Below are 12,735 nucleotides of genomic sequence, written 5' to 3' on the forward strand. Positions count from 1 at the left end.
TTTATAACAAAAAAAAAGCCTCTTTTTTGAGACTTTTTCTTGGGTTACTTTTTAATACTCATCCTCGTTCCAAAGATAATCTTCGTCAGTTGGATAATCTGGCCAAATTTCTTCCATTGATTCATATATCTCGCCCTCATCTTCAATAGATTGAAGGTTTTCTACTACTTCTAATGGAGCACCAGCTCTAATAGCGTAGTCAATAAGTTCGTCTTTGTTAGCAGGCCATGGTGCATCACTTAAATAAGATGCTAATTCTAATGTCCAATACATATTTTGTCGATTTAATTTGTGCAAAAATAATTTTTTTACGGAATAAAACAAGTAAAAAGGGATTTATTTTTGCGTAAAGTTAAGAACGTTTTTTTTAGGAAAAGATTTACTTTCTCGGAATCCATTTTACTTCCTCAGCGTTTAAGTCTAGGGTCAACTTTCGTGCCAATACAAAAAGATAGTCAGAAAGTCGGTTTAAGTACTGAATTGCTATTGGAGCTACTGGCTCGTTATGACTTAAATGTACCGCTAAACGCTCAGCACGTCGACATACACAACGGGCAATATGACAATATGACACTGTGGTATGTCCGCCTGGAAGTACAAAATGCGTCATTGGAGGCAATAAAGCTTCCATTGTGTCAATTTCTATTTCAAGGAATTCAATATCTTGATCAGTAATGCCTAAGTTTTTTAGACGCAATTCACCGTTTTTTAGCACCTCTTTTTCTGGTGGAGTGGCAAGAATAGCTCCAATAGTAAATAAGCGATCCTGCACTTCTATGAGCGTGTTTTTGTAATGGTTGTCCATTTCTTGGTCGCGAATCAAGCCAATGTAGGAATTCAGCTCATCGACTGTACCGTAGCTTTCAATTCGAGCGTGATCTTTCGGTACTCGAGTTCCTCCAAATAGGGATGTAGTTCCTGAGTCACCAGTTTTAGTATATACTTTCATTAGGGTAAGTGTTCTAAGTTTATTTTATCAATGGTTGTTGATGGCTGTAAATATAAAAAAAGACCGCTAAAAGCAGTCTTTCTTTAGTGGATAAAAAAATTAGAATCCGAAAATTTCTTCTAAAGATACTTTCTTTATTTCTCCTAATTTTTTCATTTCATTCATATCAATCTTACTTTCAGAAGCTACAATGGCATAACTGTAAGGTTTATTAGCTATGAAGTTATTGTGAAAAGTTTTGAGGTCATTCATAGAAATTTGTTCTACAGTTGAGAATGTCTTTTTTCTAATATCGTCTTTTAATCCCAATTGTTTTGCAGCTAGGTAATTAAAAATAATATTGTCTTGCGTAATTCTTTCGGTTTGAATGTCTTTTTTAACTTGACCTTTGGCTAAATTTAAATTTTCGCTTAATTCAGGTAAGTTGTTCAAAAGTTCATTCATCGCTGTTGTAGCTTCTTTGAATTTGTCCGCTTGACTTCCGACATAATTCAAAACAAGATAGTTGTCTTCTTTCTTTTGAGGTTCTACATAATATCCATAGGTGCTATAAGCTAAGGCTTTACTTTCTCTGATAGTTTGAAAAACCACTGATCCCATACCACCACCGAAATAGTTATTGAATACGTTAATGATTGCATTTTTATTGGCATCATAGGTTTCCGTATTTCTTACCCAACGCGTTTCAGCTTGTACCATATCATAATTGGTAAAAAACACTTGGTTTTGAGTTTGAACCAATGGCTTGAAAACTTTGGCTGCTGGTGTTGCAGTAAAAGTTGCTGGAACTTTGTGTAGGGCTTTTAATTGATTCACAAAAGTAGTTAATGGTGCTGGACCATAATAAATGATCGTTTGTTCGTAATTGTTCATATTTTTCAAACGACTCATTAAATCTTCTGTTGTCAAGGATTCTAATTCAGCTGTTGTTAAAATAGAGTTGAATTTATTTACTGGGCCATAAGTAGCATAGCTAGTTAGTCCTTGTAAAATAGCATTTTTGTTTGCTTTTACATCTTTTCTAGATTTTGCAATCCTTGCTTTTAAAGCTTTCAACGCATTTTCATCAGCTTTGGCATTTGAAATCACTTCTTCGTACAATTGAACTGCTTTTTCAAAATTTTCTTGTAATCCTTCAATGCTCACGGTGGTATATTCTTCACCACTTGAGATATTGAAACTACAGGCAATTTTATAGAATGCTTTTGAAATTTGTTCAGTACTCATTTTATCGGTACCTAAAAATTGAATGTATTGTGTTGCTAAGGCTTGTTTTGAGTCATTTAAAGTACCGATTTTATAACGGTATTTTAATCTAAAAATAGAGTTGTCTTTGTTTTGAACATAAAGTACTTCTGCTTTTTCGATTTTAGATTTCTGAATGTCTTTGTTGTAATCCAAAAATACAGGTGTTGAAGCAATGCTTGGAATCGCGTTGACTTGTTTTAAGAAGTCAGATTGTTTGTCCGCATTGGTTTCAACAGGAGTAATTTGTGGTTTTTCAATTTTAACCTTGTTTTTGTTTTCTCCTTTTCTTTTGAAAACGACTACATAATTGTCTCCAAGATATTTGTTAGCAAAGGCTACAATATCTTCTTTTTTTAATTTTGACAAATCGTTTACATAAGCTACTTGATCTCTCCAGTCTAATTCTGAAGTGAAATTGCTCATTAAATTGCTAGCGCGATCTCCGTATTTTTCAGTTTCGTAGATTTTACTTTTTTTAATGTTATTGATGATTGAAGGAATTAAATCATCATCAAAATTTCCTTTCTTTAAATTTTCAATCTCAGCTAAGACTAATGCTTTTGCTTCTTCTAAGGTTTGACCAGTAGTAGGTGCTGCAGATAAATAAAGAACACTATAATCGATTAGGCTGTAGTTGAATGCACTTGCGCGAAGCATTTTTTGTTTCTTAACTAAATTAAGATCCAATAAACCAGCTTTGCCATTAGTAAGCACTTGTCCAACTAAATTTGCTAATAAGGCATCTTTGTCTTTGTTACCAGGAAGACGGTAACCGATGGCAAAACTCTCCGCATCTGGGCCAACAACTTCAATCGCTATTGGTGCTGTTATTGGAGCTTCTGGTTCAAAAGTGTATTTTTCAATTGCTTTAGGTTGCATATAAGCAAAAGCCTTGTCTATTTTTGCAATTACCTCATCTGGATTGAAATCACCTGACAAGATAACTCCCATATTGTTAGGTACGTAGTATTTGTTAAAATACTTTCTGATTTCTATTAAGGATGGATTTTTTAAATGTTCAACTGTTCCAATAGTGGTTTGTAAACCATAATTGTGTTTTTTGAATAAGTTGGAAAATAAAGCTTCCGAAACTTTACGACCATCATTATCTAAACTCCTGTTTTTTTCTTCATAAACGGCTTCTAGCTCGGTATGAAAAATTCTTAGAATTGGATTTCTAAAACGTTCCGCCTGTACGGCCAAGTATTTGTCCAAAGAACTACTTGGAACATCATCAGTATATACCGTTTGCTCAAAAGATGTAAAAGCATTCGTTCCTTGTGCGCCCATAGCAGACATCATTTTGTCGTATTCATTGGCAATAGAGTATTTACTGGCAACTCCCGAAGTTTGATCGATTTTCTTATAGATTTCTTTTCTTTCGATGCTGTCTTTTGATTTGTTGAATTGCTCATACAAAGCGTCAATTTTGTCTAATTCAACTTTTTCTTTAGACCAATCTAAGGTTCCGTATTTGTCAGTTCCTTTAAAAAGCATATGCTCTAAGTAATGAGCTAATCCAGTATTGGTAGAGGGATCGGTTTTGCTTCCTGCTTTGATAGCGATGTAAGCCTGAATACGAGGGTCTTTTTTAGTCGGACTTAAGGTTACAGTTAAGCCGTTTTTTAAAGTGTAGAAACGGGCTTTGGTAGCGTCATTAGTGACATACTTGTAAGTATATCCTTTACTTGAAGCTTCTTTCCATTCAATAGGATCTTGTGCTACAACAGTCGAAATTGAGCATAAGAATAATAAAGATAAAATTGGTTTTTTGAACATATTTATAGTCTTGGTTAATGTGAATTATTTTGTAGTATCTGTTTCGATCAATCCATCTCGCAAACGAATTACACGATGTGCATAAGCAGCAATATCTTCCTCGTGTGTAACTAAGATAACGGTATTTCCTTGTGCGTGAATGTCACCAAATAACTTCATAATTTCAACAGAAGTTTTACTGTCTAGATTTCCTGTAGGCTCATCAGCAAGAATAATTGAGGGTTTGTTGACAAGGGCTCTTGCAATAGCAACACGCTGACGCTGACCTCCCGAAAGTTGGTTAGGTTGGTGATCCATTCTATCGGCTAGATTTACTTGTTGGAGTACATCAGTGGCTCTTGCTACACGTTCTGATTTAGAGTAACCAGCATAAATCATTGGTAAAGCTACATTGTCTAGTGCGGTAGTTCTTGGCAAAAGGTTAAAAGTTTGAAAAACGAAGCCAATTTCTTTGTTTCTAATTTCGGCCAATTCATCATCTTTCATTTTACTAACATCTTTCCCGTTAAGAATATAATTGCCGGAAGTAGGTGTGTCTAAACAACCTAAAAGATTCATCAATGTTGATTTTCCTGAACCAGATGGCCCCATTAATGCAACATATTCCCCTTTTTTTATTTCTAAATCAATTCCTTTTAGTACATAAACGGTTTCGTTACCCAATGAAAAATTTCGTTTAATATTGGTTATTTTAATTAGTGATTCTGCCATCGACTATTGAATAAAGATTAATGTTGTTTTAAATTCGTTTTAAAAATACGAAATAGATTTTCATTAGTTGACCGAATTTGATTTCCGTTACAACTTTATGGTAATTTTAATGTTTTTATAAGCGAATTGTAAAATGTTCTTTGGCTTGCTCTTCTCTAAAAAAAACAAATCCCCACTGAAAGGTGTCTATTGTAACTCGAACTTTTGGGTGTTCTTTTATTTGTTCCCAAGCTTCTTCCATATCATTTGACCAATGAATATCGTCAAAAATCCAAAGGGTTTCATTGTTTACGGTTGGTAATAATTGTTCAAAGTAGGTTAAAGTTGCTTTTTTCGAATGATTGCCGTCAAAGTAAATAAGGTCATAGTTTTTTAAATAGAGATTATCAGCATTCAAGAAAGATTCGAATTGACTAGTAATTGATTCAATTGCGTTAAAGTTGAATTGTTGAAATTGCTCTTTGGCTATTTTTGAAGTTTCGGGACAGCCCTCTAGAGTCGTTAGCTTGGCCTTTGGATTGCCTAAAGCTAGAGCAGAAGTCGCCAATCCCAAGGAAGTACCGATTTCCAAAATTGATTTTGGCTGAAAATACCGTGTTATTCGGAATAATAACTTGGCTCGTTTTGATGAAATACCAGCTGTTTTTGCAATTCTTGAAATCTGCCTTTTGTTGGATTTTAAAACTCTTGAACCTGCGCCAAAATCAGTAACATCGATAGTGTTTTTGTTTTCTAATAATGCTTTTCTGTAGTGTTTTATTATGGCATACTCGGGTTTGTTTTTTTTGTCATAAAAACATTTTGTGACTAAAGAAAAAACGAAAGGCGAATGTACACCGTGTTCATTCTTGGAGTTCCAAAGGAAAAGTAAATAGGATTTTATTTGAAAAAGCATGTTGTGTCAAAAGATTTTAATAGTTGAAAGTTTAAAATAACCATTCATCTCCTGTTACAAAGAAAAGCACAAAAAAGAACAATTTAAATCTAAGTGCAAAAAAAAGCCACAACAAAATAATTTTAGTTGTGACTTTACTATGTTTTTTAGTTTCAGAATTAGTTTACCGAAATCAAATGGATTTCAAAAATTATCACAGAACCCGCTGGAATCGGACCTTGAGGTCTTCCGCCATAACCTAAGTGTGCTGGAATAAATAACACCCCTTTTCCACCTGGTTTAAAGAATGGAATGCCTTCTTGCCAGCCTTTTATCAAGTTCGACAAAGGAAATGCTACACCAGCTGTGGTGCTTTGGTCAAAAACCTGCCCATTGGTCAAGTAACCTTTGTAGGCCACAGTAACATTTGAGCTTACTGTAGGATTAGTACCTGTGCCTTGTTCTGAGATAGTGTAGTACAATCCAGAATCTGTGCGTTGTGCTGTCGTGATATTGTTTTTTGTTAAGTATTCTTTTATTTCTTGTTCATTTTTTGCGGTGTAATCTACCGTTTCAGACGGAGCAATCGGCTCAGAGTCAGAGCAAGAAAATAATAGTAAAAAGGCAAACAATGTGAAGATTTTCTTTGTCATAATTTTGATTAAATTGTTAATTAATGAAATTAGGATATAAAGTTTATCCTTCTAATTTGGCTGAAAGTTCAAACCAGCGTTCTTCTTTGCTTTCAATTTTTTTGATGATGTTTTCTAGTTCTTTGGCTTTTTTCTCGATTTCTGTATCGGCAACTTTTCCGTCTGAAAAAAGCTGTTCAATTTTGGACTTATCGATTTCTAAATCTTTGATTTCGCGTTCAATTTTTTGGAACTCTTTTTGTTCGTTGAACGTTAAATTTCCCGATGGATTATTTTGTTTCCATTCTTTTTTTTCTGCTTTATTGTCTTCTTTTTGAATTACATCGTTACTGTCTTCATAAGCTCTAAAGTCAGAGTAATTTCCTGGGAAAGTTTCTATTTCGCCTTGTCCTCTAAATACAAATAGTTGGTCTACGATTTTATCCATAAAATAACGATCGTGCGATACAACCACCAAACAACCTGGGTAATCTAAAAGAAAACTTTCTAAGACATTCAGCGTTACAATGTCTAAATCATTTGTTGGTTCGTCCAGAATCAAAAAGTTTGGATTCTGAATCAAAACGGTGCATAAATACAATCGTTTTAATTCGCCTCCACTCAATTTTTCTACATAATCGTATTGTTTTTTTGCATCAAATAGAAAACGTTCCAATAATTGAGAAGCTGAAATCATTCTTCCTTTGGCTAAAGGGATGAATTCTCCGTACTCTTTGATTACATCAATTACTCGTTGTCCTGGTTTTGGGTTGATACCGCTTTGTGTGTAATATCCAATTTTGATTGTGTCTCCAACCACTACTTTTCCGTTGTCTAAAGGAAGTGTACCAGTAAGTAGATTTAAAAAGGTTGATTTCCCAGTTCCGTTTTTGCCAATAATTCCGATACGTTCACCACGTTGAAAATCATAACTAAAATTATCCAGAATAACGTGGTCCTTGAACTTTTTGGAAATTTTATGAAGCTCTACGATTTTGCTTCCCATTCGCTCCATATTAATTTCGAGTTCAACTACGTTTTCTTTTCTACGACTTTGTGCTTTTTCTTTAATTACATAAAAATCGTCTTGACGTGATTTGGATTTTGTAGTTCTTGCTTTTGGTTGACGACGCATCCATTCAAGCTCTTTGACGAATAAATTTTGAGCTTTATCTACACTAGCATTTTCAGAGGCAATACGTTCTTCTTTCTTTTCTAAATAATAAGAATAATTGCCTTTGTATTGGTATATTTTTCCGTTGTCGAGTTCAATGATTTCATTGCATACGCGCTCCAAAAAGAAACGGTCGTGTGTAACCATAAACAAGGTGATGTTTTCTTTTGCAAAATAGCTCTCCAACCATTCAATCATTTCCAAATCGAGGTGATTCGTTGGTTCGTCAAGAATCAATAAATCAGGTCGATTAATCAAGATAATAGCTAAGGATAATCGCTTTTTTTGGCCACCAGAGAGACTTTTTACTTTAAGTTTGAAGTCCTCCAGCTTTAATTTGAACAAGATTTGTTTGTATTGTGTTTCAAAATCCCAAGCATTATGACGGTCCATAGCATCGAAAGCCTTTTGGTAAGCTTCTTCGTCTTCTGGGTTTTCTAGTGCTTTTTCGTAGGCTTCAATAACTTTCAAGCTTTCGTTATCGGAAGCAAAAATACTTTCCTCGATTGTTAATTCGTCTTGTAATTTATTATCCTGAGATAAAAAAGCCATTCTGATGCTTTTTCTTAAAACAACTTGCCCAGTATCAGGTTCATCAAGACCATTAATAATGCTCATTATTGTTGTTTTTCCAGAACCATTTTTAGCAATAAAAGCAATTTTTTGGTCTTTGTTGATTCCGAACGAAATGTCTTTAAAGAGTGTTCGTTCTCCAAAAGATTTTGATATATTTTCTACAGAAAGGTAATTCACGAGTGTAATTTTTTGCAAAAGTAAGTTTTTAAAACGGAAGTTGCTATCCTTACTATTCAAATGGTTAGCTGTTACTTCTGGTTTTGTGGCTTTAAAAAGCTATTTAAATCGATAGTATGCAATTGAGGAGAAGTGTTTATAAAAGGTTTTTTTATAGTTGCTTCATTGGTTAGATAAAATATTTTGCCGTCATCGGTTGTGATTCCTTCAATTTGATGAAACGGAAGTTTAATTTTTATTTTACGTTTTTTACCTTTCCAAAAGGCATTATTTTGATAATCATCAATCACAAAAATAAAGGGCTGAAGTGTTTTGGAATAACCACATAGAACGATTCCGTTTTTTGTTGGTAATAAAGTTGCGTCTGTAATTAATCCTTTTACGTTAAGTGTTTCTTGGTGCTGCGCTGTATAATTCCCAGGTGTTTTTGGTACAGAATAGATGCTGGTTTTTCTTGAACTCCATTCTTTGGTAAACAAATAAATACTGTCTTTTAAAATTACAAAGGCTTCACAATCAAAGTTGGTAGTATTTGCTTTTTGAACAGAGAAATCTGTTTGTTTAGCATACGAAAAAGCGATAGTGTCAATGATGGGTGTGGTGTCATAAAACGATTTTTTTTCAATTCTGTAAATGCATAAATCATTTCTATTGCCTCTGTAATTGTTGCCAAAGTTACCTATATAAATGTATAAACTATCTTGAGTGATAGCCTCCCAATCTTTGTTCTTGATTTGTTTGAGCGTGATTTTTTTCTGAATTGCACCTGAAGTATTCAGTCCATAAATTGTAGCATCGCTATCGTCATTATGTGTCCATATTTGATTGTCAAAGAACAATAAGCCGGACGTTTCTTTTATCGTATCTGATAATTTTACGGATGACTTTATTTTTATTGTTTTTATACTAGAAGGTGTCTCTTTGCTATTGCTATGTGTGTAGCTTTGGCTGTAGGATATTGAAATACAAAACAATATAAATAAAAAATTCTTCATAGTATTTTTTCGAATGATGTTGTAAAAATAAACAAATACATTTGTGGCATTTTTTTTCTGGATAAGAATTATTATTTAAATTTTTAAAAGAAGGTTATCAAATTACATTTGTATTATGCAACTATCTATTATCATACTCAATTACAACGTTCGCTATTTCTTAGAACAATGTGTACTTAGTGTTCAAAAAGCACTAGAAAACATTGAAGGGGAAATTATTGTTGTAGATAATGCCTCTTCAGATGATAGTTGTGCTATGATGCAAACGCGTTTTCCAGAGGTAACACTTATTAGAAATGCTGGTAATATTGGCTTCGCAAAAGGGAATAATATTGGAGTAGCAGCAGCTCAAGGGGAGTATATCTGTATTTTGAACCCAGACACTGTAGTTGCTGAGGATACTTTTGTAAAAGTATTGGCTTTTGCCAAAGCACAAAAAAATCTTGGGATTATCGGAGTAAAATTGGTTGATGGTTCAGGTAATTTTTTACCCGAAAGTAAACGCGGGATTCCAACACCTTGGGTAGCTTTTACAAAAATAATGGGTTTGTATCGATGTTTTCCTAAGGTCTCTCTCTTTACAAAGTATTATGCTTCTCATCTTGGTTCAAATCAAACAGGCAAAGTAGATATATTGGTCGGTGCTTTTATGTTTATGTCACGTGAAATGTATCTTGAAGTGGGCGGATTCGATGAAAACTGCTTTATGTACTCCGATGATATTGATTTGTCGTATCAGGTATCACAAAAAGGGAAAGACAATTTTTATTTTCACGATACTACTGTTTTGCATTATAAAGGTGAAAGTACCATCAAAGACGGCGCTTATATGAAGCGCTTTCAGCAAGCGATGCGTTTTTTTTATCAAAAACATTTTAAGGTTCCGTTTTTCTTCGAGTTTTTTATGCAGATAGGGATTTTCTTTTTTTCGGCATTAAAAAGAATACAAGGAAAATCCAAAAAAATCAAAGCGCCAAATCATTATTTGTTGTTGTCTTCAAATGATAAATTAGTGGGAGAATTAGAATCTGTTTTGGGAAAAAAAGTAGTTTTTAGACTTTTTGAAGGAGAAAAAATGGTAAATTCGTCTCTTTTTAAAACAAATGAAAGCGTAGAAATACTTTTAGATAATTCACATATCTCTTTTAAGGATTGTATCTCAATTTTAGAATCGTTAAAGAACCAAGGGTTTACTTTTAAAATTATCCCAAAAAGTTCTAATTTTTTGATAGGAAGCAATAATAATAACGAAAGAGGTACGATTATAGAAATTCGGTAAAAATTACATTAAATGTAATTTATATTTAAATTATTTATTAATTTCGCAAGCAGAAAATAAAAATCACCTTTTAGGTTAATAATATGGCAAGATTTGAATTAAAGCTTCCAAAAATGGGAGAAAGTGTTGCAGAAGCAACTATTACCAATTGGTTGAAACAAGTTGGAGACAAAATTGAAGCGGATGAAGCAGTTTTAGAAATTGCAACAGATAAAGTGGATAGTGAAGTTCCAAGTGAAGTTTCGGGAGTATTGGTTGAGCAATTATTTCAGGTAAATGATTTGGTTCAAGTAGGGCAAACAATTGCTATTATTGAAACCGAAGGTGGTGCAGTTACAGAATCTGTTGTTGCTAATGAAGTACCAGAAGAAGCAGTAGCTATCGAAAAAGCGATAGAAGTAGCCAAAGAAACGGTACTTGCTCCAGTAGATTTTACCGAATCGGATAAGTTTTTATCGCCTTTGGTTAAAAATATAGCTAAAGAAGAAGGTATTTCTATTGCAGAACTTCAGACTATTTCTGGAACAGGAAAAGAAGGAAGAATTACCAAAGCAGATATTTTAGAATACATTAAAAATAGAGGAAATCAACCTAAAGTTACTGCAACGCCATCCTTAATGGTTGATACCATCGCACCTGTGGCGACACCAGTAGCGGCAAAAGCAGCTCCAGTTTCTGTTAATGGAGGAGAGGAAATTGTAGAAATGGATAGAATGCGTAAGCTAATATCTGGTTATATGGTGGCTTCTGTTCAAACTTCGGCTCACGTACAGTCATTTATTGAGGTTGACGTGACGAATATTGTAAAATGGAGAGACAAAGTTAAATCCGCTTTTGAAAAGAGAGAAGGTGAGAAATTGACTTTTACCCCTATATTTATGGAAGCGGTTGCCAAAGCATTAAAAGATTTTCCAGGTATGAATATTTCTGTTGATGGTGATTTTATCATCAAAAAGAAAAACATCAATTTAGGTATGGCAGCAGCTTTACCAAACGGAAATTTAATTGTTCCTGTTATCAAAAATGCAGACCAATTGAATTTAGTTGGAATGGCTAAAGCGGTAAATGATTTAGGAAATCGTGCTAAAGCTGGAAAATTAAAACCAGACGATACGCAAGGAGGAACTTATACAGTTACTAATGTGGGGACTTTTGGTTCTGTTTTTGGAACACCAATTATCAATCAGCCACAAGTTGGAATTTTAGCTTTAGGTGCCATTAGAAAAGTGCCTGCGGTTATTGAAACACCAGAAGGAGATTTTATTGGAATTCGTCAAAAAATGTTCTTGTCTCATTCTTACGACCATAGAGTGGTAGACGGAGCTTTGGGAGGAAGTTTTGTTAAGCGAGTTGCTGAATATTTAGAAGCTTTTGATGTGAATAGAGATTTTTAATCGCTTTACGATACTAATAGTTAAAACCGACAATGAGTAATTCATTTGTCGGTTTTTTTTTAGTTATTTTTTTTGCATTAGCTCTTCATACTATTTTTTTTCTTTTAATTGTTGTAAATGTGTGTTCTTTAATCGTTTATAAAGATTTATATTTGCAGCCTTATAAATACCAAAAATGGAACTGAAACTAAATAGACCAATTTGTTTTTTCGATCTGGAAACAACAGGCATTGATATTGGGAAAGATCGTATTGTAGAAATTTCAATTTTTAAAGTTTTTCCAAACGGAAACAAAGAAAGTAAAACTTGGTTGGTAAATCCAACAATTCCTATTCCTTCTGAATCTACTGCGGTACACGGTATTACCAATGAGAAAGTGGCCAATGAACCTACTTTTAAAGAATTAGCATCTCAAGTGCATTTGATGATTAAAGACAGTGATTTGGCGGGATTCAATTCAGATCGTTTTGATATACCTTTATTGGCTGAAGAGTTGTTAAGGGCAGGAGTAGATTTTGATATGAAAAATCGCGTATCAGTTGATGTTCAGACTATTTTTCATAAAAAAGAAGAGAGAACATTAGCAGCAGCTTTAAAGTTTTATACTGGGAATTCCCTCGAAAATGCCCACTCTGCTGAGGCGGATACTATGGCGACCTATGAAATTTTAAAAGCACAATTGGATAGGTATCCTGAGCTAGAGAATGATATGAAGGCTTTGTCAGAGTTCACAACTCGAAAAAAAATAGCCGATTTTGCTGGAATGATAGCTTTTGATAAAGACAATGAAGAGATTTTTACCTTCGGCAAACACAAAGGTGTTAAGGTTGAAAAGGTGTTAGAAGCTGAGCCAGGTTATTTTAGTTGGATTCAAAATGCTGATTTTCCTTTGTATACCAAAAAAGTGCTTACGGCCATTAAATTAAGAAAGTTAAACACTAAATAGA

11 protein-coding genes are annotated in these 12,735 nt (G+C 33.8%); 3 read left to right on the forward strand and 8 right to left on the reverse strand.

Going from position 1 to position 12,735, the window contains the following annotated elements; translation table 11 throughout:
- Positions 1-51: 51 nt before the first annotated feature.
- The 8 genes from FLAVO9AF_RS06245 to FLAVO9AF_RS06280 form a co-directional block, all read right to left on the reverse strand.
- Positions 52-273 (reverse strand): DUF2795 domain-containing protein, encoded by a 222-nt coding sequence (locus tag FLAVO9AF_RS06245; protein ID WP_007138072.1) that lies wholly within the window; start codon positions 271-273, stop codon positions 52-54.
- A 106-nt stretch (positions 274-379) separates the two neighbouring features.
- Positions 380-949 carry a cob(I)yrinic acid a,c-diamide adenosyltransferase gene (locus FLAVO9AF_RS06250; RefSeq protein WP_064715265.1) on the reverse strand — a complete coding sequence of 190 codons (570 nt, stop codon included), beginning with the start codon at positions 947-949 and terminating at the stop codon, positions 380-382.
- A 99-nt stretch (positions 950-1,048) separates the two neighbouring features.
- Complete coding sequence (locus tag FLAVO9AF_RS06255) at positions 1,049-3,976, reverse strand: pitrilysin family protein (protein WP_159685839.1); 2,928 nt, start codon at positions 3,974-3,976, stop codon at positions 1,049-1,051.
- Positions 3,977-4,000: 24 nt separating this feature from the next.
- Entirely contained in the window at positions 4,001-4,687 is a 687-nt protein-coding gene (locus FLAVO9AF_RS06260; protein WP_159685842.1) for an ABC transporter ATP-binding protein, read from the reverse strand.
- 115 nt (positions 4,688-4,802) lie between these two features.
- A complete protein-coding gene (locus FLAVO9AF_RS06265) occupies positions 4,803-5,582 on the reverse strand; it encodes an O-methyltransferase (RefSeq protein ID WP_159685845.1) in 780 nt (259 codons plus the stop codon).
- A 158-nt stretch (positions 5,583-5,740) separates the two neighbouring features.
- Positions 5,741-6,214, reverse strand: coding sequence for an FKBP-type peptidyl-prolyl cis-trans isomerase (locus FLAVO9AF_RS06270; protein WP_159685848.1), 474 nt, complete (start codon positions 6,212-6,214; stop codon positions 5,741-5,743).
- A gap of 43 nt (positions 6,215-6,257) precedes the next feature.
- On the reverse strand, positions 6,258-8,120 hold the full coding sequence (locus tag FLAVO9AF_RS06275; protein ID WP_159685851.1) for an ABC-F family ATP-binding cassette domain-containing protein: 1,863 nt from the start codon (positions 8,118-8,120) through the stop codon (positions 6,258-6,260).
- Between the two features lie 71 nt (positions 8,121-8,191).
- The gene (locus FLAVO9AF_RS06280) at positions 8,192-9,115 is read right to left on the reverse strand and encodes a T9SS C-terminal target domain-containing protein (RefSeq protein ID WP_159685854.1); all 924 of its coding nucleotides are present in this window, start codon (positions 9,113-9,115) and stop codon (positions 8,192-8,194) included.
- A 115-nt stretch (positions 9,116-9,230) separates the two neighbouring features.
- On the opposite strand from FLAVO9AF_RS06280, the gene FLAVO9AF_RS06285 reads away from it, so the two are divergent.
- The 3 genes from FLAVO9AF_RS06285 to FLAVO9AF_RS06295 all read left to right on the forward strand — a co-directional run bounded on the left by FLAVO9AF_RS06285 (position 9,231) and on the right by FLAVO9AF_RS06295 (position 12,734).
- On the forward strand, positions 9,231-10,394 hold the full coding sequence (locus FLAVO9AF_RS06285; protein ID WP_159685857.1) for a glycosyltransferase family 2 protein: 1,164 nt from the start codon (positions 9,231-9,233) through the stop codon (positions 10,392-10,394).
- An 83-nt stretch (positions 10,395-10,477) separates the two neighbouring features.
- On the forward strand, positions 10,478-11,788 hold the full coding sequence (locus FLAVO9AF_RS06290; RefSeq protein ID WP_159685861.1) for a dihydrolipoamide acetyltransferase family protein: 1,311 nt from the start codon (positions 10,478-10,480) through the stop codon (positions 11,786-11,788).
- A 175-nt stretch (positions 11,789-11,963) separates the two neighbouring features.
- Entirely contained in the window at positions 11,964-12,734 is a 771-nt protein-coding gene (locus FLAVO9AF_RS06295) for a 3'-5' exonuclease (RefSeq protein ID WP_159685863.1), read from the forward strand.
- Position 12,735: the final 1 nt, after the last annotated feature.

The sequence above is a fragment of the Flavobacterium sp. 9R genome (assembly GCF_902506345.1).
GTDB lineage: Bacteria > Bacteroidota > Bacteroidia > Flavobacteriales > Flavobacteriaceae > Flavobacterium.